Source organism: Ideonella oryzae (assembly GCF_024055665.1).
In the GTDB taxonomy this organism is placed as follows: Bacteria; Pseudomonadota; Gammaproteobacteria; order Burkholderiales; family Burkholderiaceae_C; genus Ideonella; species Ideonella oryzae.
The window spans coordinates 257,282-280,152 of sequence record NZ_JAMXMC010000009.1 but is presented as its reverse complement, the minus strand read 5'-3'; the positions used below and the strand labels follow the sequence as shown (position 1 = coordinate 280,152).

19 protein-coding genes are annotated in these 22,871 nt (G+C 71.5%); 7 read left to right on the top strand and 12 right to left on the bottom strand.

The window, feature by feature from the left end; all coding sequences use genetic code 11:
* Nucleotides 1–19: 19 nt before the first annotated feature.
* Genes M0L44_RS16885 through M0L44_RS16875 form a run of 3 tightly spaced genes read right to left on the bottom strand, consistent with a single transcriptional unit; the run spans nt 20 to nt 4,672 of the window.
* Nucleotides 20–1,576 (bottom strand): FGGY-family carbohydrate kinase, encoded by a 1,557-nt coding sequence (locus tag M0L44_RS16885; RefSeq protein WP_252770969.1) that lies wholly within the window; start codon nt 1,574–1,576, stop codon nt 20–22.
* Nucleotides 1,573–3,060, bottom strand: a complete 1,488-nt coding sequence (locus M0L44_RS16880) for a glycerol-3-phosphate dehydrogenase/oxidase (RefSeq protein WP_252770968.1) — start codon at nt 3,058–3,060, stop codon at nt 1,573–1,575. The genes M0L44_RS16885 and M0L44_RS16880 overlap by 4 nt, the downstream gene beginning before the upstream one ends.
* Before the next feature lie 10 nt (nt 3,061–3,070).
* Nucleotides 3,071–4,672 carry an FAD-binding oxidoreductase gene (locus M0L44_RS16875; RefSeq protein ID WP_252770967.1) on the bottom strand — a complete coding sequence of 534 codons (1,602 nt, stop codon included), beginning with the start codon at nt 4,670–4,672 and terminating at the stop codon, nt 3,071–3,073.
* 201 nt (nt 4,673–4,873) lie between these two features.
* Here M0L44_RS16875 and M0L44_RS16870 point away from each other — a divergent pair, with 201 nt between their 5' ends.
* Nucleotides 4,874–5,986, top strand: a complete 1,113-nt coding sequence (locus M0L44_RS16870; RefSeq protein ID WP_252770966.1) for an AraC family transcriptional regulator — start codon at nt 4,874–4,876, stop codon at nt 5,984–5,986.
* An 87-nt stretch (nt 5,987–6,073) separates the two neighbouring features.
* Nucleotides 6,074–6,988 carry a hypothetical protein gene (locus M0L44_RS16865; RefSeq protein WP_252770965.1) on the top strand — a complete coding sequence of 305 codons (915 nt, stop codon included), beginning with the start codon at nt 6,074–6,076 and terminating at the stop codon, nt 6,986–6,988.
* 16 nt (nt 6,989–7,004) lie between these two features.
* Here the strand turns inward: M0L44_RS16865 and M0L44_RS16860 are convergent, their stop codons facing one another.
* Nucleotides 7,005–7,862: a LysR substrate-binding domain-containing protein gene (locus M0L44_RS16860; RefSeq protein ID WP_252770964.1), complete on the bottom strand. Its 858-nt coding sequence runs from the start codon at nt 7,860–7,862 to the stop codon at nt 7,005–7,007.
* 105 nt (nt 7,863–7,967) lie between these two features.
* Here M0L44_RS16860 and M0L44_RS16855 point away from each other — a divergent pair, with 105 nt between their 5' ends.
* Entirely contained in the window at nt 7,968–9,302 is a 1,335-nt protein-coding gene (locus M0L44_RS16855) for an aspartate aminotransferase family protein (RefSeq protein WP_252770963.1), read from the top strand.
* Here the strand turns inward: M0L44_RS16855 and M0L44_RS16850 are convergent.
* Complete coding sequence (locus M0L44_RS16850; protein ID WP_252770962.1) at nt 9,265–10,884, bottom strand: fatty acid--CoA ligase; 1,620 nt, start codon at nt 10,882–10,884, stop codon at nt 9,265–9,267. The genes M0L44_RS16855 and M0L44_RS16850 overlap by 38 nt on opposite strands.
* A gap of 209 nt (nt 10,885–11,093) precedes the next feature.
* Between M0L44_RS16850 and M0L44_RS16845 the strand changes: the two genes are divergently transcribed.
* From M0L44_RS16845 to M0L44_RS16830, 4 genes are all read left to right on the top strand, one after another.
* The gene (locus M0L44_RS16845; RefSeq protein ID WP_252770961.1) at nt 11,094–12,566 is read left to right on the top strand and encodes a methyl-accepting chemotaxis protein; all 1,473 of its coding nucleotides are present in this window, start codon (nt 11,094–11,096) and stop codon (nt 12,564–12,566) included.
* A 62-nt stretch (nt 12,567–12,628) separates the two neighbouring features.
* The gene (locus M0L44_RS16840; RefSeq protein ID WP_252770986.1) at nt 12,629–13,267 is read left to right on the top strand and encodes an MBL fold metallo-hydrolase; all 639 of its coding nucleotides are present in this window, start codon (nt 12,629–12,631) and stop codon (nt 13,265–13,267) included.
* A gap of 153 nt (nt 13,268–13,420) precedes the next feature.
* The gene (locus M0L44_RS16835) at nt 13,421–14,194 is read left to right on the top strand and encodes a helix-turn-helix transcriptional regulator (RefSeq protein ID WP_252770960.1); all 774 of its coding nucleotides are present in this window, start codon (nt 13,421–13,423) and stop codon (nt 14,192–14,194) included.
* 95 nt (nt 14,195–14,289) lie between these two features.
* Entirely contained in the window at nt 14,290–14,952 is a 663-nt protein-coding gene (locus M0L44_RS16830) for a Crp/Fnr family transcriptional regulator (RefSeq protein WP_252770959.1), read from the top strand.
* Nucleotides 14,953–14,966: 14 nt separating this feature from the next.
* On the opposite strand, the gene M0L44_RS16825 is transcribed toward M0L44_RS16830, so the two are convergent.
* The 7 genes from M0L44_RS16825 to M0L44_RS16795 all read right to left on the bottom strand — a co-directional run bounded on the left by M0L44_RS16825 (nt 14,967) and on the right by M0L44_RS16795 (nt 22,843).
* Nucleotides 14,967–16,085, bottom strand: a complete 1,119-nt coding sequence (locus M0L44_RS16825; protein WP_252770958.1) for an adenylate/guanylate cyclase domain-containing protein — start codon at nt 16,083–16,085, stop codon at nt 14,967–14,969.
* On the bottom strand, nt 16,082–16,504 hold the full coding sequence (locus M0L44_RS16820; protein WP_252770957.1) for a response regulator: 423 nt from the start codon (nt 16,502–16,504) through the stop codon (nt 16,082–16,084). The genes M0L44_RS16825 and M0L44_RS16820 overlap by 4 nt, the downstream gene beginning before the upstream one ends.
* 3 nt (nt 16,505–16,507) lie before the next feature.
* Nucleotides 16,508–18,448: a sensor histidine kinase gene (locus M0L44_RS16815; protein ID WP_252770956.1), complete on the bottom strand. Its 1,941-nt coding sequence runs from the start codon at nt 18,446–18,448 to the stop codon at nt 16,508–16,510.
* 15 nt (nt 18,449–18,463) lie between these two features.
* The gene (locus tag M0L44_RS16810; protein WP_252770955.1) at nt 18,464–19,408 is read right to left on the bottom strand and encodes a type 1 periplasmic-binding domain-containing protein; all 945 of its coding nucleotides are present in this window, start codon (nt 19,406–19,408) and stop codon (nt 18,464–18,466) included.
* Nucleotides 19,409–19,569: 161 nt separating this feature from the next.
* Nucleotides 19,570–20,133, bottom strand: a complete 564-nt coding sequence (locus M0L44_RS16805; RefSeq protein WP_252770954.1) for a hypothetical protein — start codon at nt 20,131–20,133, stop codon at nt 19,570–19,572.
* Nucleotides 20,134–20,296: 163 nt separating this feature from the next.
* Nucleotides 20,297–21,226, bottom strand: coding sequence for a M48 family metallopeptidase (locus tag M0L44_RS16800; RefSeq protein WP_252770953.1), 930 nt, complete (start codon nt 21,224–21,226; stop codon nt 20,297–20,299).
* Between the two features lie 18 nt (nt 21,227–21,244).
* Nucleotides 21,245–22,843, bottom strand: coding sequence for an AmpG family muropeptide MFS transporter (locus tag M0L44_RS16795; protein ID WP_252770952.1), 1,599 nt, complete (start codon nt 22,841–22,843; stop codon nt 21,245–21,247).
* Nucleotides 22,844–22,871: the final 28 nt, after the last annotated feature.

Sequence of the window (22,871 nt, the reverse complement as noted above, 5' to 3'; positions counted from 1 at the left end):
GAGCGGGTTCGGACCGCGTTCAGGCGGGATAGCCGGTGATGGCCTGGATGCGGCGGTACAGCGGCCGCAGGCGGGCGTAGAGCGGGCGGTAGACCTCGGCGTACAGGGCATCGTAGAGGTCGGCCGCCTCGGCGCGGGGCTCGAACCATGTCGCCACCCGGGTCATGCGCGCCACCGCGGTCGGGAAATCCGGCTGCAGGCCCAGGCCCACCGCGGCGTCGATGGCCGCGCCCAGGCCCGAAGTCTCGTGGGTGTGGGGCCGGCCCACCCGCAGGCGGAAGACATCGGCGGTGAGCTGCAGCACCGCGTCGCTCTGGGCTCCGCCGCCGCTGGCGCGCAGCTGGGTGATGGGCTGGCCCGAGCGCCGCTCCAGCCGCTCGCGGCCCTCGCGCAGCGCATAGGCCAGGCCTTCCAGGATGGCGCGGTAGAGGTGGGCGCGGGTGTGGGCCTCGCCGAAGCCGATGATGGCGCCCTTGGCCTCGGGGCCGGGGTGGCGCACCCCGGGGCTCCAGGTGGGCTGCAGCGTCAGGCCCAGCGAGCCCGGCGGCACCTGGGCCACCAGCTCGTCGAACAGGGTTTCGGGCGCCACGCCCAGCACCTCGGCGGCGGCCTGCTCGGGCTGGCCGAACTGGTCGCGGAACCAGCTCACCAGCCAGAAGCCGCGGGTGACCTGCACCTCGGCGCTGTAGTGGCCGGGCACGGCGGCCGGGTAGGGCGGCACGAAGCGCTCGGGCTCCAGGTAGCGGGCGCTGGTGAGGTTGAGGGTGGCGGTGGTGCCGTAGCTCAGCGCGCCGATGCCGCCGCCGTGGGGGTCGAAGGCGCCGGCGCCCAGCACCTCGCAGGCCTTGTCGGCCGCGGCGGCCAGCACCGGCGTGCCCACCGGCAGGCCGGTGGCGGCGGCGGCCTCGCGCGTGACCTCGCCCAGCACGCTGCCCACCGGCTGCAGCGCGGGCAGCTGCTCGGGCCGCAGGGCCAGGGCCTGCCAGTGCCAGGAGCCGCGCGCCGCCCACTGCTGGCGCCGGCTGTCGAAGGGCAGGTAGGCCACCTGGCTGCCGATGCTGTCCACCAGGCGGCCGGTCAGGCGCTGGTTGAGCAGGCCCGACATCAGCAGGAAGGCGTGGGCCCGGCCGTGCAGGGCCGGTTCGTGCTGGGCCCACCAGTTGAGCTCGGCGTCCTGCTGGAAGCGGCGCACCGTGCCCGACAGGCCGGTCAGCGCGAAGGCTGCGCGCCAGTGCGCGGCCACCCGCGGCAGCTGGGTGGCGCGGCGCTGGTCGGGCCAGATGATGGCCGGCGCCAGGCAGCGGCCCTGGGCGTCCACCGGCACCATGGAGGCGCGCTGGGTGGTGACGGCCACGCCGGCCACCCGGGCCGCTTCCTGCGTGACCCACAGGCGCTGGCAGCAGGCCGCGGCGGCCTGCCAGAAGCCCTCGCCGTCGTGCGTCATCCAGCCGGGCTGGGGCCGCTGGTAGTCGGCAAAGACCTGCTGGGCGCGGGCCACCAGGCTGCCGTCCAGCGCGAACAGCAGGGCCCGCACCGACTGCGTGCCCAGGTCGATGGCCAGGATCAGGTCTTTCATGCGGGCACCCCGTGGGTGGTGGTCATCCGGTCCAGGTAGCGGTCCCGCTCCTGCCGGAAGTGCTCGGCCGACCAGCCCAGCGTCTCCTGGCACAGCGGCTGCAGTGCGGGCAGCAGGTCGGCGGCAAAGCCGGGCATCAGCAGGCCCAGGCGGCTGCGGCGCAGCAGCAGGTCGTCCAGGTGGCGCACCTGCTCGTGCAGCAGGCTGTGGCGCAGCTCGCCCCAGCGGGTGGTGGTGCCGGGGATGAGCGCGCCGCGGGCGGCCTGGCCGGCCAGCGCGCCCCAGCGGCCCTGCCAGCGCAGCGGCACGCCGGCCACCGGCGCGTGGGCGGGCAGGATGTCGTGGTGCACCGGCAGCGGCAGCGCGGGCAGCCAGGGCCGGGCGGCGGCCAGCGCGGCCTGGGCCATGCGGCGGAAGGTGGTGAGCTTGCCGCCGGCCAGGGCCACCAGGCCGTCCTGCGCCCAGACCAGGTGCTCGCGGCTTTCCTGCGAAGGGGCCATCGGCTGGTCGCTGGCGATCACCGGCCGCACGCCGGCCCAGGTGCACTGCACGTCGGCGGCGCTCACGCCGGCCCGGGGAAAGCTGTGGGCCAGGGCCGCCAGCAGGTAGCGCAGCTCCTCGGGCTGGATGCGCGGCTCGGTGCCCAGGTCGGGGTGGTCCAGGTCGGTGGTGCCCACGATCAGCCGGCCCTGCCAGGGGTAGGCGAAGACGGGGCGTCCGTCTTCCGGGTGGCGCCAGGCCACCGCGCGGGCCAGCGGCAGGCGCCACAGCGGCAGCAGCAGGTGGCTGCCGCGCAGCGGGCGCAGCCGCGGCGGCGCGGCGCCGGCCAGCGTGGCCACCGTGCCCAGCCAGGGCCCGCTGGCGCTGACGATGCAGCGGCAGGCCAGGCTGCGCTCGAAGCCGTCCGGCCCGCGCAGCGTGGCGCCGCGGATCTGGCCCCGCGCATCGCGCTGCAGCGCGGTCAGCGTGGTGTGGTTGTGCAGCTCGGCGCCCAGGCTGCGGGCCTCCTGCAGCACCCGCAGGGTCAGGCGGGCGTCGTCGGTGGTGGCGTCTTCGTAGAGGCTGGCGCCGTCGTCGGTGGCCAGGCCGGGCACCAGCCAGGGGATGTCGGCGTTGCTGGCCCAGCCGCGGGCGCGCCGGCCGGCCAGGTGGTCGTACAGGCGCAGGCCGATCTGCATCGTGCGGCGGCCCGGCCCGAAGGGGCGGCGGTGCGCCATCACGAAGCCGATGCGCTCGACCAGGCCGGGCAGCTCGCGCAGCAGGGCCTCGCGCTCCTGCACCGATTCGCGCGTCAGGTGCAGCGCGCCGCTTTGCAGGTAGCGCAGGCCGCCGTGCACCAGCTTGCTGCTGCGGCTGGAGGCGCCCCAGGCGTAGTCGCGGGCCTCCACCAGGGTCACGCGCAGGCCGCGGCGGGCGGCCTCCAGCGCCACGCCGGCGCCGCTGATGCCGCCGCCCAGGACCAGCAGATCGCAGTCGGGCTTCATCGCCGCGCTCTCACCGCAGCGGCCGCAGGTTGCCCGAGGCCAGCAGGCCCTGCGGGTCGGCCTGGGCGATGGCTGCGTCCAGCTGAGCCAGGCCGGCCGCGCTCTTCTCGGCGGCCAGGGCGTCGCGGTGGTCGCGGCCCACGCCGTGCTGGTGCGAGATGGTGCCGCCCTGGGCGACGATGGCCGCGTTGACGGCGCTCTTGAGCGCGCGCCAGCGTGCCGCGCTCTCGGCCCCGTCGGCCCCCACCCGCAGCACGAAGGTGCTGTAGACGCTGCTGCCCGTGGGGTAGACGTGCGAGAGGTGGGTGTAGGCGTGGCAGCGCTCGCCCAGCGCGGCCAGGGCCTGGGCGCCGGCCTGCTCGATGGCCTGCACCATCGCGCTGGTGCCGGTCCAGGCCAGGGCGGTCTCCATGGTGTCGACCATGTAGCCGGCTTCCCACAGCGCATTGCGCAGGTAGACGCCGGCAAAGCGCTTGGCGGCCCAGGCCCGGCCCAGGCGCTCGCCGGTGCCCACGCCGCCGTGGGCGCGCCACAGCGCGCCGGCCTCGGCCCGCAGCGCGCGCACCTGGGGGACGCTGCCGGTCAGCCCCAGCATCAGCAGGCACTTGCCGGTGCCGCAGCCGCGCCAGGCGAGGTAGCGCTCCAGCCAGGCGATGGTGCCGGCGTGGCCCGCCAGGCGCAGGGTGGTCTCGGTCTCCACCGCGTTGGACAGGCGCAGCATGGACAGCGGCAGGCGGCGCTGCGCCAGCTCGCGCACCGCGGCCAGGCCGGCCTCCCAGCTGGGGAAGAACACGCCCAGGAACTGCTCGCGCTCGGGCAGGCGGCTCACCTGCACCGTCACGTCGCTCAGCACGCCCAGCCGGCCCTCGCTGCCCAGCACCCATTCGCGCAGGTCCGGCCCGGCGGCGCTGGCCGGCAGCGGCGGGATCACCCACTCGCCACCGGGCGTCTGCAGCCGGCCGCCGGCGAACCACTGCTCGCTGCGGCCGTAGCGCAGGCTTTGCTGGCCGCTGGAGCGCGTCACCACCCAGCCGCCCAGGCTGGCGTAGTCGAAGCTTTGCGGAAAGTGGCCCAGCATGAAGCCGCGCGCGCGCAGCTGGGCCTCGAGGTCGGGGCCGGTCACGCCGGCCTCGAAGGTGGCGAGCTGGGCCGTCTCGTCCAGCTCGCTCAGTGCGCGCAGCCGGGCCATCGCCAGGGCCAGCACCGGCCGGGGCTCGTCGGCCTCGGGCCGCAGGTGGCCCACCACGCTGGTGGCCCCGCCCACCGGGATCACCAGCACGCCCTGGGCCTGGGCCCAGTCCAGCAGGGCGCGCACATCCTCGCGGGTCTCGGGGAAGGCCACGCCGTCGCAGACCCGGCCGATGGGGCCCTGGCGCAGCGCGATCCAGTCGCCCAGGCTCTGGCCGTGGCTGGCGCGCAGCCGGGCCTCGGCGTCGGTCTGGACCAGGGGATGGGGCGACAGCCGACTGGCCGGCACCTGGGCCAGTGCCTCGGCCAGGCGCAGGTCGGCCGGTGGCCGGGCCGGGCCCACCCGCTCGCGCAGAAAGTCCAGTGCCCCGGCCGGCAGCGTGGCCTGCACCGTGTCGTCTCCCCATCCATTCCAACGCCGCATCGTGTCCTCGTTCTATGTCGTTCGGGCTGGCGGGCATGCTAGGCAGCGGGCGGGCGACTGGCTTGGCCTGGGCCGCCAGGCCTCACACCGGCATTTGTGAAATCACGCCACGGCCGGGCGCGGCCGGGCATTGCCACAAGCCCCGATGGCCGGCGCCGGGGCCTGTGCTAGAAACGCCGCGCCACTTCTGCAAGTTCCGCCGTGTCCCTCGACCCCGCCACCGACGACCGCAGCCAGGCCGCCGATGCCGCGGCCCGCCTGCACGGCCTGCCGCCCGCCCGGCTGGCGCGCGTGGCGCTGGCCTATGCGCAACCGGCGCTGGACGAACTGGCCGAGGCCGGGCTGGACCCCGCCGCCCTGGGCCTGGATCCACCGCTGTCGACGCCCCTGCCCGACCCGCTGCCCGCCTTGCCCTACATGGCCCTGCTGGAGGCGGCGGCCGCGCAGGGGGCGGGCGAGGACCTCGGCCTGCGGGTGGGCGCGCGCATGCGCACCGCCAGCTTCGTGGCCTATGGCCATGTGGTGCTGAGCAGCCCCGACTTCGGCGCCGCGATGGCCCAGACCCGGCGCTACGAAGGCCTGGCCCACGACCTGGGCCGCAGCGAGCTGCAGGTGGAGGACGGCCAGGCGCACTACCTGTGGCACTGTCCCTGGCTGCTGCGCCAGCCGGGGCGGCAGGTCTGCGAATCGGTGATGGCCGGCATCTTCGCCTTCGTGCGCTGGCTGGCCCAGCGGCCGCTGCCGCTGCAGGCCCTGGCCTTCCCGCACCCGGCGCCCTCGCCCGCGGCGTGCGCCCGGCTGGACGACTTCTTCGGCGTGACGGTGCAGTTCGGCGCGCCGGTCACCCGGGCCTGCTTCGACGCCCGCCTGCTGGCCGAGCCCATCCCCAGTGCCGACGCCAGCCTGCTGCCGCTGCTGCAGCAGCATGCCGAGGCCTTGCTCAGCGCGCGCCAGACGGGCCTGCACGGCCTGTCGCCGACCGGGGTGTCGCTCCCGGCCGAGCCCCTGGGCGAACAAGTGCGCCGCCAGATCGCCGAGCGCCTCGCCCAGGACGGTGCCCGCATCGCCGAGGTGGCGCAGGCCCTGGGCCTGTCGCCGCGCACGCTGCAGCGCCGCCTGGCCGCGCTGGGCACGCCCTTCCAGGCCTTGCTGGACGGCGTGCGGCGCGAGCTGGCGCAGCGCTATGTGGCCGATCCGGCGCTGTCGCTGACCGAGATCGCCTTCCTGCTGGGCTATGCCGAGCAGAGCTCCTTCACCCACGCCTTCAAGGCCTGGTTCGGCCAGCCGCCGCAGGCCGTGCGACGCCGGGGCTGAGGCCCCCTGCCGAGCGCGGCATCCCCTGGGCAGGGGGCGGCGGTGGCGCCCGGGCGTGCCTAAGATCCCGCCAGGGAGGACCGCCCCATGCCCCTGACCGAGGACGAACGCCAGCGCCTGCGCGACGAGGAGCTCTACCGCGCCCAGCTGCGCCGCGAGATCGAGCCGCCCCGGGCGCCCCCCGGCACGCTGGAGCGCCTCTCGGCCTTCTTCGAAGGCAAGGTGGGCTTCTGGTTGTTGACCACCGTGGTGGCCGGGCTGGCGGTCAAGCTGTCCGCGGAGTTCGGCAACTGGATCAACCACAGCGAACTCGAGCAGCGGGCCAAGGTCGAGCAGGTCCGGGCCACCGCCGAGCAGTCGCGGCAGGAGCTGGACACGGTCATGAAGATCATGCCCCTGCTGGTGTCCGACCAGCCGGCCCAGGGCCGGCTGGGGGTGGTGCTGCTCAACAGCGTGGCCGCGGCCAGCGGGGTGCAGAAGGGCACGGTGGATCAGATCACCGCGGCCTTGCAGTCGGTGGTGGCCCTCGGCGCGGCCCCCGACGCCAGCCCCCAGGCCCGGGCCCAGGCCGACCAGGTGGCCCGCCTGCTGGATGCGGGCGGCAGCCCCACGGCGGTCGCCCCAGGCGCCGGCGCCAGCGGGGCCGCGACGGTGGCCACTGCTGCCACGCGGGTGGCGTCCCCGGCCCTGCAGGCCGTGACCCTGCCGGCCCGGGTCTATGTGCAGATCGGCAGCGAGGACCGCCGGCCCCTGGCCCAGCAGGCCCTGGCGGCCTTGCAGCAGGCGGGTGTGCTGACCCCGGGCATCGAGCGGGTGGCCACGCGTTCGGTGCCGGCGCGCCACCAGCTGCGCTACTGTCCTGACAAGGTGTCCGACACGACGCTGCAGGCGGTTCAGCAGGCGCTGTCGCCGCTGCTGAACCCGCTGGACATGACGCCGCTCAAGCCCGCCCAGTGCGGCAATGTGCGGCCCAACCATCTGGAGCTGTGGCTGGCGGATTGAGCCACCGCCTTGCCTGTCAGGCGCTGGGCAGCAGCTCCTGCACCAGGGCCTCGAAGGCCTGGGCCACCGGCGAGGGCCGTGGCCGGTCATGCGCCAGCACGATGCCCAGCGTGGGCAGCGGCGGCAGGCCCGCGCCATCGCCCAGCACCAGCAGGTCCTCGGGCACGGCCGTCTGGGTCAGCACGCTGATGGCCTGGCCCGAGCGCACCACGGCCAGCAGGCCGGCCAGGCTGCTGCTGGCATAGGCCAGGCGGTGGCGCCGGCCGGCCCCGGCCAGCGCGGCCAGCGCCGCCTGGTGGTCCTGGGTCTCGGGGCCGGACAGGGCCAGCGGCAGCGGGTCGGCCCGCAGGGCCTCGCCGCCCGGGGCGCCCACCCACACCAGCGGCTCGGTGCGCAGCAGGCCCCGGGCGGTGGCCGGCTCGGCCACCGAGACCAGGGCCAAGTCCAGCTCGCGCCGGGCCAGGGCCTGGCGCAGCTGCGGCGTGGGGGCGCACACCACCTCCACCAGCACCCGGGGGTGGCGGTGGGCGAAGCCGCGCAGCAGCGGGGGCAGGAAGCGCACCGCGTAGTCGTCCGGGCAGCCGAAGCGCAGCACGCCGCTGAGCGGGTCCTCGGCCAAGTCGGCCAGGGCCTGGTCGTGCAGGGCCAGCAGGCGCTGGGCGTGCTCGCGCAGGCGTTCGCCCGCCGCGGTCAGCCGCACGCCGCGGCCGGTGCGCAGCAGCAGGGGCTGGCCCACCACCGCCTCGAGCCGCTGCATCTGCAGGCTCAGCGCCGACTGGGTGCGGTGCACCTGCTGGGCGGCGCGGCTGAGCGTGCCGCTGTCGGCCACGGCCAGCCAGCTGCGCAGCAGGTCGATGTCCAGGTTGGCGGGCACGGTATGAGCGTTTCTGATGGGTGATCCAAGAAGCTTTCGTTTTACCAGATGGTTGGGGCGCCGCAAGATCGCTTCATTCCCGTTTCACGCCCCTTGAGATCCGCCATGTCCCACAACGACGATCCCCTCTTCTGGCAACGCGCCCGCCAGCACCTGGTGCGCTACGGCGGCAGCTTCGAGCCGCTGATCATCGAGCGGGCCCAGGGCTGCTGGGTCTACGACGCCGACGGCCGCGGCATCCTGGACTTCACCTCCGGCCAGATGAGCGCGCTGCTGGGCCATGCGCACCCGGAGATCGCCGCGGTGGTGACCGAGTCGATCCACACGCTGGACCACCTGTTCAGCGGCATGCTGTCGCGCCCGGTGGTCGAACTGGCCACCCGCCTGGCCGAGGCCACGCCGCCCGGGCTGGACCGCTGCCTGCTGCTGAGCACCGGCGCCGAGTCCAACGAGGCTGCGCTGCGCATGGCCAAGCTGGTGACCGGGGGCTGGGAGGTGGTGGGCTTCGCCCAGTCCTGGCATGGCATGACCGGCGGCGCCGCGGCCGCCACCTACAGCGCCGGGCGCAAGGGCTACGGCCCGGCGGCGGTGGGCTCGCTGGCCATCCCGGCGCCCAACCGCTACCGGCCGCGCTTCACGAAGGACGGCGTGCTGGACTGGCAGACCGAGCTGGACGATGCCTTCGCCCTGGTCGACGCCCAGTCCACCGGCGCGCTGGCGGCCTTCATCGCCGAGCCCATCCTGAGCAGCGGCGGCATCATCGAGCTGCCGACGGGCTACATGGCCGCGCTCAAGCGCAAGTGCGAGGAGCGCGGCATGCTGCTGATCCTGGACGAGGCGCAGACCGGCGTGGGCCGCACGGGGATGATGTTTGCCTGCGAGCGCGACGGCGTGACGCCCGACATCCTGACCCTGTCCAAGACCCTGGGCGCGGGCCTGCCGCTGGCGGCCCTGGTCACCTCGGCGGCGATCGAGGAGGCCGCGCACGCCAAGGGCTTCCTGTTCTACACGACGCACGTCTCCGATCCGCTGCCCGCCGCGGTGGGCCTGAAGGTGCTGGAGGTGGTGCAGCGCGATGGCCTGGTGCAACGCGCCCAGGTGGCGGGCGAGCGCCTGAAGGCCGGCCTGCTGCGCCTGCAACAGAAGTACGAATGCATCGGCGACGTGCGCGGCCGTGGCCTGCTGCTGGGGCTGGAGATGGTGACCGACCGGCGCACCAAGGAGCCGGCCTTCGCCTTGGGCGAGGCCATCGGCCGCGAGGCCATGGCCCTGGGCCTGAGCATGAACATCGTCAAGCTGCCGCAGATGGGCGGCGTGTTCCGCATTGCCCCGCCGCTGACGGTGAGCGATGCCGAGATCGACCAGGGCCTAGACCTGATGGCGCAGGCGATCGAGAAGGCGCTCAGCCGCCGTACTGCTGGCGCAGCGCCCGCTTGTTGAGCTTGCCCACGCTGGTGCGGGTCAGCTGCTCGACGAACAGCACCTGGTCGGGCACGCCGAACTTGCTGATCAGGCCCTCGTCGACGGCGGCCCTCACATGGGCGGTGATGTCCTGCGGCGTGCAGGCCGCGCCCGGCTTGGGCACCACCAGGGCCAGTGGGCGCTCGCTCCACTTCGGGTCCTTCACGCCCACCACCGCCACCTCGCTGACGCCGGGGTGGCGGGCGATGATCTCCTCGATCTCCAGCGAGGACACCCATTCGCCGCCGGTCTTGATGACGTCCTTGATGCGGTCGGTCACCTGCAGGTAGCCGCGCACGTCGATGTGGCCGATGTCCTGGGTGTGCAGATAGCCGCCGTGCCAGAGCTCGGCCGAGGCCTCCGGGTTGTGCAGGTAGCCCTGGGTCAGCCAGGGCGCGCGCACCACCACCTCGCCGGCGGACTGGCCGTCGCGCGGCAGGTCCTGCAGGTCGGGGTCCACGGTGCGCAGGTCCACCAGCGGCACCGGCCGGCCGGTCTTGATGCGGGTGGGCAGGTCGCGCGCGGTGCCCACGTCGGCCGCGTCCACCTGGGCCAGGGTCAGGATGGGGCAGGTCTCGGACATGCCGTAGCCGGTGAAGATGTCGATGCCGCGGTCACGCGCGGCCATGGCCAGGCCGGAGTTCAGTGCCGCGCCGCCGATGATGACCTTCCAGCGCGAGAGGTCCACGTCCTTGGCGGCCGGCGACTGCAGCAGCATGTGCAGGATGGTCGGCACGCAGTGCGAGAAGGTGACCTGCTCGCGCTCGATCAGCTTCAGCAGCAGATCGGGCTGGTAGCGGCCCGGGTAGACCTGCTTGAGCCCGATCATCGTGGCGGCATAGGGCATGCCCCAGGCGTGCACATGGAACATCGGCGTGATGGGCATGTACACGTCGCCGCGGTGCACGCCACCCTGGTCGCGCGCCAGCGCCAGGGCCGAGACCACGCCCAGGGTGTGCAGCACCAGCTGGCGGTGGCTGAAGTACACGCCCTTGGGCAGGCCGGTGGTGCCGGTGGTGTAGAAGGTGGTGGCGCGGGTGTTCTCGTCGAAGTCGGGAAAGTCGCAGTCGGCCGGCGCGCTGGCCAGCAGGGCCTCGTATTCGCCGGCAAAGCCCGCGGGCTGGGCGGCGCCATCGTCGCTCAGCAGGATGAAGGTCTTGACGCTGGTGAGCTCGTGGCGGATCTGGGCCAGCACCGGCAGGAACTCGCTGTTGACCAGCAGCACGTCCACCTGGGCGTGGTTGAGCGTGTAGACGATCTGCTCGGGCGCCAGCCGCACATTCACCGTCATCAGCACGCTGCCCAGCATGGGCACCGCGAAGAAGCACTCCAGGTAGCGGTGCGAATCCCAGTCCATCACACCCACGGTGCGGCCCAGGCCGGCGCCCTGGGCCCGCAGCGCGTTGCCCAGGCGGCCGATGCGCTCAAACAGCTCGCCATAGCTCAGCCGTCGCTTGTCGGCGTAGACGACTTCCTGCTTCAGGGCGGTGGCGCGCGGGGTGTGCAGCAGCTGCTTGATCAGCAGCGGGTAGGCATAGGCTTCGGCGGTGCTTTCGATCATGGTGGGGCAGTTGGGAGCTGAGTACGCACTGTGCGGGCGATCTCTCCGGCCTTGATCGGGGTTTTCTCGGAATGGCCGTCGCCATCCGACCGTCTTGGCAGAAAAGACCGCTTCTCGCCGGATTCTGGCACCAGGGCCCTGGGCCTCACTTCAGCGCCTGCGGGGGGCGCCGAAACACTGTCCTGCATGAGGACGAGTGAGGAGGCATCGTGACACTGCGCAAGAAATTCTGGATCGGTCTGGCCACCCTGGCGTGGGTGGCGTTGGCGCTGATGCTGGGGGTGCGCCTGCTGGGCAAGGCCGCGCACTTCCACTACATGGAGCGGGAGCATCTCTACTACGTCGACATCGTGCAGAGCGCCCTGGACCGGGTCAACGAGGGGGGAAACCGTGCCCATCAGGTGTCCCGGGCCGACGTGGCGGCCGCGCTGGACCATGCGCGGACCATTGCCGGGAGCGTCGATGCCGAGCTCTTCCCCGTGGAGCAGTGGGGGTTCCGGCTGATGGGCTTCGGCCAGGTCCTGGATCTGCCCGCGCAGGCCTATCGCATCCATGAACAGCTGCGGGACAGGGTGGCCTCGGACAGCAGCCCGGTGATCACCCCCGCGCTGGCGCGGAGCATGCAGGCCGATGTGGCTTCGGTGATGGCGCTGTCCAAGGCGTTCGGCCCGCTGGTGCAGCAGGCGGCCGAGTTCACCAAGAACGTCGTGCTGGTGGTGAACCTGCTGGGTGTCATGGCCATCGTCGGTGTCTTCCTGCTGATCCGCAGCGCCACGCTTGAACCCTTGCAGCAGGCACTGGTTACGGCCAGAAGAATTGCCGACGGCGATCTGGCCGGTCCGGCGCTGGCGCATTCGGCTGACGAGGTTGGCCAGCTCAACGCGGCCATCAATGAGATGAAGTCCAGCCTGGCCGCCCTCGTCGGCGAGGTGCGCGACCGCAGCCGGCAGGTGGCGACGAGCATCGCCGAGGTGGCCACGGCCAGCGCAGACCTGTCCGATCGGACCGAGCGGCAATCGGCCACCTTGCAGGAGACCGCCTCCGGCGTCACCGGGATGAGCCAATCCGTTCGGCAGGTGAGCGAGCAGCTGCGCAGCGCCGATGAGCAGGCCTTGCAGGCCAGCCGCCTGGCCAGCGAGGGCGGGGCCGCCGTTGCCCAGGTGGCTTCGCGGATGGATGACATCCTGGCGGTCTCGCACCGGGTGGCCGACATCAATGGCGTGATCAACGGCATCTCCTTCCAGACCAACATCCTGGCGCTCAACGCGGCCGTGGAGGCCGCGCGTGCGGGGGAGCAGGGGCGGGGCTTTGCGGTGGTGGCCGCGGAGGTCCGCAGCCTGGCGCAGCGCAGCGCCCAGGCCGCCAAGGAAATCGAGACGCTCATCGCCGAGACGGTCAGCACCGTCGAGGGCGGGGTGTCGGAGGTGCGGCGGACCGGCCGGATGATCGAGGAGGTCGTGGGGTCGGTCAACGGTGTGTCCGGCCTGGTCTCGGGCGTCGCGGGCCAGTTGTCGGCCCAGGATGGCAGCCTTCTGCGCATCGACCAGGCCATGGGACAGCTGGACGCGAGTACGCAGCAGAACGCCGCGATGGCCGAGCAGTCGGTGACGGCGGCCGCATCCGTGCGTGAACAGGCAGGACAGTTGGTGCAGACCGTGGAGCGCTTCCGCCTGGCTGTGTGATCTCCCAGGGCGGGGGGCGGGATGCAGAATCGGAGCCGTTGCTGTTCAGACCCGCCCCGCCCATGCTGCGCTACCTCACCGTCCCCGTGACCCCCTTTCAGCAGAACTGCTCCATCGTCTGGTGCGACGAGACGATGCAGGCGGCCGTGATCGATCCGGGCGGCGAGGTGGACCGGCTGATCGCCGAGATGCAGCGCCTGGGCGTCACCCCCACCGCGCTGTGGCTCACCCATGCCCACATCGACCATGCCGGCGGCACCGGCGAGATGGCGCGCCGGCTGGATCTGCCCATCATCGGCCCGCACCGCGGCGACCTGTTCTGGATCGAGCAACTGCCCGAGCAGAGCCGCATGTTCCGCTTTCCGGCCGCCGAGCCCTTCCTGCCCACCCGCTGGCTGGAGGACGGCGACACCGTGGCCCTGGGGAGCACCGAGGTGGCCGTGCGCCACTGCCCCGGCCACACGCCGGGCCATGTGGTGTTCCACCACGCGGGGGCACAGCGCTGCTTCGTGGGGGACGTGCTGTTTGCCGGCTCGATCGGGCGAACGGACTTTCCGGGCGGCGACTACGACACCCTGATCGCCAGCATCACCCAGCGCTTGTGGCCCATGGGCGACGAGACGGTGTTCATTCCCGGGCATGGGCCGGAGAGCACTTTTGGCCGGGAACGCCGTTTCAATCCCTATTTGGGGGGGATTTGAGGACCGGCTTGTGAAGAAAGGTGATTCCTTCACATAAGGGACTGCGAAAACTTAACTTAGTCCTAGCAGGGTGGACCTCTAAGCTGAAGGCCATGGAGTCAAGCACATCCTCAGGTGGATGGACACAGTGGCTCCAACACCAGGAGAACAGCCGTGTTTGAACAGATCACCACCCCGTCGAATGCCTCCATCACCCCCCGTGCCCCCTGGCCTGCGCTGACCCGCGCCATGTCCTACCGCGGGCCCGAGCGCCGCTCGGGTGCCGCCCTGATGGCCCGGCTGATGGCCCTGGCCCTGGACGAGATCGACTACGGCATGCTGATGATTGGCGAGGACGGCCATGTCATGCATGCCAACCATGCCGCCCACATGGAACTGGACGGTCAGCATCCCCTGATGCTGGACGGCCGCGTGTTGCGGGCCCGTGATCTGCGCGACCAGACGGCCTTGGTGGATGCCCTGCAGGGGGCCAGCCGCCGTGGCTTGCGCCGCCTGCTGTCGCTGGGCGATGGCGAGCATCGTGCTGGCGTCTCGGTGGTGCCGCTGCCCCTGCTGCCCGGGGAGGCTTCGTCGGCCGCCACCCTGCTGGTGCTGGGCAAGAGCCAGGTCTGCGGCGCGCTGTCGGTGCAAGGCTTTGCCCGCGCCCACAAGCTGTCGCCGGGGGAAGAGCAGGTGCTGATCGCGCTGTGCGACGGTGCCAGCCCCTCGGACATTGCCCAGGCCAATGGCGTGGCCATCTCCACGGTGCGCACCCAGATCGCCAACATCCGCGCCAAGACAGGGTCGGACAGCATCCGCAGCCTGATCCACCAGGTGGCCGTGCTGCCGCCGCTGGTCGGCACGCTGCGTCATTCCTCTGTCGATCACCGCTCGGTCTTTGGCGACATGGGGGCCCTGTTCGGCGTGCTGGCCGGCGTGCACAACTGAGACACTTTCAGGCCCCGCAACGTGATCGGCGGGGTCTTGTTCTGGCGTCCTGGCCGTTTGGCCAGCTAACATGAGGCATGGTTGCAACTGTGCCCATGTCGAATGCACACATCCCCGGTTCGGGGTGGCTGGCCGACTATCCGGCCGCGCGTCGCCTCTCTCCGCTGTTTCAGCGGCTGATTGAGCGAGGCGATCTGCGTCGCTACGCCAAGGGCACGCTGCTGATCCAGGAGGGTGACCATGGCGACACCCTCTACGTGATCCTCCAGGGGCTGCTGCGCGCCTTCGGCGCTGACGACCAGGGGCGAGAGATCACCTATGGCAGCTACGGCCCGGGCGAATGCGTGGGCGAGATGAGTCTGGACGGCGGTGCCCGGTCGGCCAGTGTCGCCACGCTGGAGCCCAGCACCTGCGTGGTGCTCACCCGCGAAACCCTGCTGCGCTTCATCGGCGAGGAGCCGGAGTTCGCCTTTGAACTGCTGGCCATGGTGATCCAGCGGGCCCGCTCCGTCACCCAGAATGCCAAGCGCCTGGCGCTCAACGATGTCTATGGCCGGCTGCGCCTGCTGCTCACCGCCGAGAGCGAGGGCGATCTGGCGGGGGGGGAGATCCTGCTGACCCATCAGGACATCGCTCACCGCATCGGCTGCTCGCGCGAGATGGTCAGCCGCCTGATGAAGGACCTGGAAAAGGGCGGCTACATCGTCCAGCAGCGCGGGCGCATCCGGCTGATGCGGCCCCTGCCCCACCGCTGGTGAGGGGGGGGCGCCGCTCAGGCGCCGATCATCTCCAGCACCGGGTGTGCGGCTTGGCCGGTGCCCAGTCCGCGCAGGTCCAGCCAGCGCGTGGCACCGAACCGAACGTCCGGCGCCACCGCCCGCGCGGTGGTGTCGCAGGCCAGGATTTCCCCCGGCAGCGCCGCGGCGCACAACCTGGAGGCCCGGTTGGTCACGGCGCCGATCGCCGCGTAGTCCAGCCGGCCTTCGAAGCCGATGGGCCCCACGGTGGCCTCCCCCCGGCTCAGGCCGATGCCCAGACCGGCCGGCCCGCCCAGGGCCTGCCAGCGGACCTGCAGGGGGCAGGCGGCCTCGCGCATGGCCAAGGCCAGCTTCACCGCCCGCAGGCTGTGGTCGTCTTGCGGGTCGGGGTCGTTGAAGAAGACCATGAAGCCATCGCCGGTGAAGCGCTCGAGCGTGCCTTCGTACTCGAACACCAGCTTGCCCATGGCGCGGTGGAACTCCCGCAGCATCGACATCAGCGCCTGGGCATCCACCCGTTCGGCATAGGCTGAGAAGCCCCGCAGGTCGGCGAACAGCACCGTGATCTCGCGCCGGTGGCTGCGCAGGATCTCGCCATTGCCGGTGGCGACCAGGCGCTCGGCCAGGGCCGGCGAGAAAAAGCGCTTGAGCAGGGACAGGTGCTCCACCTCCATCACCTTCTCGGCCACCCGGTATTCCAGCGTCTGTGACCAGGCGGCCAGTTCTTCCTTCTGGGCCTGCGCCTTGTCGTACAGCACCTTGACCCGCAGCAGCGACCGCACGCGGGCCCAAAGCTCTTCCTTGACGACGGGCTTGGTGATGAAGTCGTCTGCGCCGGCATCCAGCCCGCGCACCCGGTCTTCCTTGGCATCCAGCGAGGTCACCATGACGATGGGCACGGCCTGCATGCCGGCCTCGCGCCGCAGGCGGGCGCAGACGCTGTAGCCGTCCAGGTCGGGCATCAGCACGTCCAGCAGGATCAGGTCCGGTGCCCGTGTCAGCGCCATCTCCAGGCCCTGCTCGCCGCCCTCGGCCAGCAGCACCTCGTAGCCACGCGAGGCCAGCAGCGCCTCCATCAGTCGGCGGTTCTTTTCCTGGTCGTCCACCACCAGGATGCGCGGCACGGTGTTCATCGCGCGGCGGCCGGCGGGAGGAGGTGGGGCGGCACCTGGGCCTGCAGCGCCTCGGGCAGGTGGCCGCACACCGTCTGGACGAACTGGCGCACCGAGGTCAGGGGCTTGGCGATGTAGCCGGCAAAACCGCATTCCTCGATGCGTCCCCGGTAGGCAGGCATCACCGAGGCGGTCAGGGCCACCACCGGCACGCCGGCCAGGCTGGGCTGGGCGTGGATCCAGGCGATCAGCGCAAAGCCGTCGCTGTCGGGCAGCTGAATGTCGAGCAGCACCAGATCAGCCCCCTGGGCCAGCAGTTGTTCTTGCGCCTGGGCCGCCGTGCCCGAGGCATGCACCGCGAAGCCCTGTGAGGCCAGCACATCGGCGGCCAGTTTGCGGCTGCGGTCGTCGTCGTCGATGACGTGAAGCGTGATGTTCATGGCTCAGCGGCCCTCCTCATCGTCGGGCAGGCGCGGCAAGTTGAAGCGGAAGGTGGTGCCTTCGCCCACCACGCTGCGCAGGGTCACGTCGCCACCGTGCAGCCGCACCAGGCGACGCACCAGGGGCAGCCCTAGGCCAGTGCCCTCGCTCTTGCGCAGAATGTCGTCACCCACCTGACGGAACTCTTCGAACACCATGGCCTGGTGCTCTGGCGCGATGCCCACCCCGGTGTCGCACACCTCCAGCCACAGGCCTTCGCTGTCGTTGGTGCCGGCCCGGATGCTGATGGTGCCACCCTGCGGGGTGAACTTCACGGCATTGCCCAGCAGGTTCAGCAGGATCTGCTTGACCCGGCGGGCGTCGGCCACCCAGGTGTCCGGCGTCTCGTCCAGCATGAGCTTCAGGGTCAGCTCGCCACGGGTGCAGCGTTCGCGCATCATCGCGGCGGTGTGCTGCACCAGGTCCGTTACCTCCAGCGTGGACAGGTTCAGTTCCATGTGGCCGGCCTCGATCTTGGACAGGTCGAGCACGTCGTTGATGAGTGACAGCAGGTGCTCGCCCGAGGCATGGATGTCGTGTGCGTACTCGCGCTGGCGCTCGTTGAGCGGCCCGAACATCTCCTCGCGCAGCACGTCCGAGAAGCCGATGATGGAGTTCAGCGGCGTGCGCAGCTCATGGGACATGTTGGTCAGGAACTCCGACTTGTGGCGGTTGGCCAGTTCCAGGTCGCGGGTACGCTCCGCGATCTTGCCGGACATGTCGCGGTAGAGCTCCTGCAGATTGGCCGCCATCACGTTGAACTGGGCGGCCAGGTCTTCCAGTTCGTCGTTGCTCTGGATGGTGATGCGGGTGCCCAGTCGACCCTCGGCCAGCGCCTGAGACCCCTGGTGCAGTTCACGGATGGGTTGGCTGACCCGGCCGACCACCCACATGGCCGCCACGATGGCCCCGGCCACCGCCAGCAGGATCACGACGCCGGTGCGCACCAGCGTGCTGTACACCGGCGCCAGGGCCACGTTGCGCGGCTGCTCGATCACCAACTGCCAGCCCAGCGCGGGCACGGCAAAGCGGCTGGCCAGCACGGGCTGGCCGTCCAGTCCGGCGCGCGCGCGCGCCGCGTTGCCTGCTGTGCCATCGGCCTGCTGGCTGAGCCCGGCGGCCGGCGCCGTGGCTTCCTCGGTGGACTGGGGCGCGGTGGGCTGGGCCAGCATCAGTGTGGTGTCGGCGTGCACCACCACCACCCCGCGGGCGTCCACCGCGTAGGCCTCCAGCGTGGGGTTGTGCAGCACCGAGGCCAGGTGGCGGGCCACGGTGCGCAGGTTCACCCGCGCCACCGTCACCCCCGCGCCCATGCGCGGGTCGGGGGTCACCAGCAGCAACTGGGGCTCGTAGCCATCGGCGTACTCGATGCTGCCCTGCTCGGGCGGCAGGCCGTTGGGCCAGCGCAGCCGGCTGGCCGGGGTGAACTCTGCGGGCTCGGTGCCCGGCACCTCGGAGAGGGCATTGCGCGACACATGCACCAGCACCCGGCCGTGGGGATCGTAATGGGTCAGTTCCTGCACCGCCGGCTCCAGCTTCAGGATGCGCTGGAACTCGCCGCGGCGGTCGCCATCGTCCAGCCAGCCCGGCAGCTCCCAGGGCAGGCTGGCCGTGGCACGCACATGGCGCTCGATGGAGCCCAGCTCGGCCTGCAGCGCGCCGTTGACCTCGCGCGCCAGCAGGGCCTGGTTCAGGCTCAGGTTGCGGATGGCCTCGCGGTAGCTGAAGAACACTTCCATGCCACCGAACACCAGGATGCTGAGAACCGCCAGCAGCGCGAACGCTCGCACCTGCTTGCGCCACAGGCGCAGGCGCCACAGCGAGCGCGGTGGCGGGCTGGGGGGCGTCGCCGTTGGCGGTGGCTGGGACGCCAGGTCGGATGAGGGTGGGTACTGCCGGGCCATGGAGGGACGGGGCGCTCAGCGCCAGAGCTGGTCGGCCGTGCGCAGGGCCGCCTTGGAGGGCACCAGCCCCATGGCCCGGGCCGCGCGCAGGTTGATGATGAACTCAAAGCCCTCGGGCCGCTGGATGGGGATGTGGGCCGGGTCGGCACCCTCCAGGATGCGCCGGGCCAGCTCGATGCCTCGGGGTAGATCGGGGGGATCGCTGATGGCCTTGACCGCCATCAGCCCGCCGGCCTGTAGGAAATAACGCGCGTCATACACCACAGGCAGACCCTGGCCCTGCAGTGCGGGCACCAGTTGCTCGCGATGGAAGTAGGTGAGGTAAGTCATTGGCACCAACACCCCCTGTCCTGACGGCAGCCAGTCCTTCAGTTGGCCGATGTCCTCCCGTCGGCAGAACCTCACATAGCGCAGCGGCAGTCCGGCCCGCCGGGCTGCCAGCCGCAGGCCCGCGTCATCTTGGGAACTGCCCAGTGCCTGCGGCAGTTCGTCCGGGGGTATTGGACCGGGGCGGCAGGGCGGCATGTCCACGCCAGGGCAGTCTGGGTCGAACTCCTCCCGGGTTCCGTCCACCAGAAGGGTCAGCCCCCGAATGCGCGGAAAGGCGAGGTGGAGCGCCTCGGCCATTTTTGCCCAGCCAGGCAACGCGGATGTGAAGCCGGTGGTGGGCGTGCCTGGCTGACGCAGGCTGCGAACCAGGCAATAGGAACGGGGATCGTCAGCAGAGCGAAAGAGCACCGGGATGTTGTGATCCAGTTTTCGGACCTCTGCCACTGGTGACATGGTGGTGCTGACGACGAGGTCCCAATGGCGACGGGCCAGCCATTGCTCGACCTGGAGCAGGCTGTGGGAGTCGCTGGCTTCGGGGGACAGTCCACCGCGTTCCAGTACGAGGTGGTGCCCCTGGCGCTGTAGGGGAGCCAGCTCTCGCTCCAACGCAGTCATCAAGGGCTGGTCCATGCGCGGGTCCAAGGTGCTCAAAACCAGCACGGAGAGGGTGCGCGCATGGCTCGAACCGGCGCTGAGCCAGGTCAATAGCAGCCCCAGGACCAGCAGACCTGCCAGCCCCCAGCCCGTCCGCGGGCTGGGGGGGCAAGCCCTGCCGGTAGATGCGGGCGAGGTCAGCTGGTCAGGTGCTGGGCGCACAGGGTGTTGGCGAGGTAGGCCTGCCCCGGCGTGCTGCCCACGTAAGTGGCCAGCGCGGTGGCATCGGCAAAGTGCAGCAGCGTGGTCTCCACCGGCGGGCTGGCCGTCAGGCTGTTCATCGGCGCCCCGACGAATGCCGGCAACTGGGTGCCGCCGGACATGTTTGCCGGTGGGCAGCTGCCGCAGCGCATCGAAGGTTGTGTCCCCGTCCAGGCCTTCCAGCGGTGGACGAGCAGGGCCAGGGGCAGGGCCGTGTTGTCGTCGAAGTAGCCGGAGACGAAGCTGGTGGCCAGCACGCTCTGGCCGTCGGGTGAGGCCACCCAGCGTTGGGCGGCATCCTGGGCATCGAACATCACCCACTGCACTGACACCGGCTTGACCAGCAGGTTGGCGTTGGCCAGTTCCGCGGCGGCGGTGTACCAGCAGAAGAGGTCGGTGGGGGCTGTGGGCAACAGGGTGCCGCCGCCCAGGGGGCTGGAAGGCGTCAGGGGATTGCCGCTGAAGCGCAGCACACAGGTGTGGAACATGCTGGTGGACACGTGAACCTCGTCTCAAAGGGGGGAATGGGCTCGACTGCAAGGGCCTGCATTTCGGCAGGCCGCGGCGCAATCTACCGGGCGGCGTCTGTGTCCAGATGTTTGCAACCGTTCACTGTCCCCTCCTATGAGGATGCTGTGTGGTGTCCTCACCAAGCAGCCCCGGTCAGGCTGTGGGGGGCGAGAAGCGCTCGGGCGGTTTGGGGGCCTTCTCAAAGAGCGGCAGCACCTTGGGCAGGGTCTTCTCGATGTCGGCGATGCGGGTGGGCCCGGCCGGGTGGGTGGACATGAACTCCGGCGGCGCCCCTTCGTTGGCCTTGAGCATCTTCTGCCACAGGCTGACACCGGCCCGCGGGTCATAGCCGGCGCGCGCGGCCAGGTCCAGGCCCACCAGGTCGGCCTCGCTCTCGTCCTCGCGGCTGAACTTGAGGGTCAGCAGCTGGGCGCCCATGCCCAGCGCGGCATCGCCCAGCTGGCCCAGGCCCAGCAGCGAGCTGATGAGATTCGCGCCCAGCCGGGTGGCCGAGCTCTTGCCCATGCGCTCGCGGGCGTGCTCGCGCAGGGCGTGGGCCATCTCGTGGCCCATGATCATCGCCACCTCGTCGTCGCTGAGCTGCAGTTGCTTCAGGATGCCCCAGTAGAAGGCAATCTTGCCGCCGGGCATGCAGAAGGCGTTGAGCTCCTTGGAGCCGATCAGGTTGACCTCCCAGCGCCAGTCGCGGGCCCGCGCGTTCCAGGTGTAGGTGTAGGGAATGATGCGCTGGGCGATGGCCCGCAGGCGGATCACCTGGGGGTGGCTGTCGGGCGCCAGGGCCCGCTTGGCCCGGGCGTCCTTCTTCAGCTGCTCGTACTGCTGCAGCGCGGCCTGCTCGACCTGCTCGGCCGGCACCAGCTGGGTGAACTTCGATTCCTTGCCGACCTGGCGGGTGACGCCATCGTCCTGCTGGGCAAACACGCTGGCGGGCAGCAGGCTGGCACCCGCACCCAGGCCGGCCCAGGCAGCCACACGGCGCCGCTGGTGCAGCGGGCAGGTGCAGCCGCGGGCATGGGCCAGAGGCGGCAGGGGCAGATCGGCGTTGGTGTCGAAATCTTGCATGGCAGGACAGGGGGAGCTTCAGTCGTCCGCGGTGGCGGCGCCAGGATCGGGCGCCAGGGCCTGGATGCTCGCACGCAGGCGCCAGAGCATCAACAAGGCCGGGGCGGAAAGTGCGGTGGACAGCAGGAAGAAGGGGGGCCAGCCGATGGATTCGGCCAGCACACCGGCCAGCGGCCCTACCCACACCCGGCCCACCGAGGCGAAGGCGCTCAGCAGCGCGTACTGGGTGGCGGTGAAGCGCTGGCTGGTCAGGCTCATCAGGAAGGCGACGAAGGCGGCGGTGCCCATGCCGCCGGTCAGGTTCTCCAGTGCGATGACCATCAGCAGGCCGCCATCCACCGGCGTGGCCTGGGCCAGGTGCACGAAGCCCCAGTCGAAGGCCGGGATGGTCAGGCCCGGCAGCGCGCCCTGGCCATGCACGGCCAGCCACCAGAAGCCCAGGTTGCTCAGGCCCTGGGCCAGGCCGAACAGCATCAGCGCGCGCCACAGGCCCAGGCGCAGCATCAGCGCGCCGCCCAGCAGGGCGCCCAGCAGGGTCAGCCACAGGCCCAGCACCTTGTTGACCAGCCCGACCTCGGCCGAAGTGAAGGCCATGGTCTTGAGCAGGAAGGGTGTCATCAGCGCGCCGGCAAAGGCGTCGCCCAGCTTGTAGAGCACGATCAGCGCCAGGAAGGCCGCGGCCCCGGGCTGGCTGAAATAGCTGGCCAGGCCCGACAGCAGGGTGTGGAAACGCGCCCGGCGGGCGGCCCAGGCGGCCAGCGGCAGGGTGGTGACCAGGCCCAGCAGCAGGGCGGCCAGGTCGGCCCAGCGTTGCTGCAGCGGGGCCGCCAGCGCGGTGGTCTGCAGCCACGGCGACAGCGCAGCCTGGGCCAGGGGTGACCACAGGTGCTGGGTCAGCAAGTAGCCGACGGCGGCAGCGGCCGTGACGGCCAGAAAGCCGGTCAGGTCCTCGCGCGCCAGGCTGCGGGGGACCTCAGGCCGGGGCAGGCGGGGCAGCAGGGTGGCGCTGGCCGCGGCGGTGACCACCATCAGGCCGGCCATCAGCCGGTAGACCTGCGGCCAGGTCCAGCCACCGCCCTGCTGCGGGTCGGTCCAGATCAGGGCCACGCCGCCGGAGAGGATCATCGCCAGCCGGTAGCCCATCACATTGAGCGAGGACCCCAGCCCGCGCTCGGCGGCGGGCAGCAGGTCGGTGCGGTAAGCGTCGATGGCCACGTCCTGCGAGGCCGACAGAAACGCCACAGCCACGGCCAGAAGTGCAAAAGTCTGTAAGGACTGGCTGGGCGAGGTGGCCGCCAGGGCCAGCAGGGCGCCGGCCAGGGCCAGCTGGGTGAGCACCAGCCAGCCCCGGCGCCGCCCCAGGCCCGGCGGGTCGAAGCGGTCCATCAACGGGGCCCACAGGAACTTGAAGGTGTAGGGCAGCCCCACCAGGCTCAGAAAGCCGATGGTGGCCACGTCCAGGCCCTCGAGGCTCAGCCAGGCCTGCAGGGCCTGGCCGGTGAGGGCCAGCGGCAGCCCCGAAGCAAAGCCCAGCAGGGCGACGACGAGCAGCCGGTGCAGGGCACGCAGGCGGTGGCCGGCCCGGGAGGCGGCGGCCGGCAGGGAGGGCGGGGGCATGGGGCGATTCTAGAAGTGGGGGGCGGCC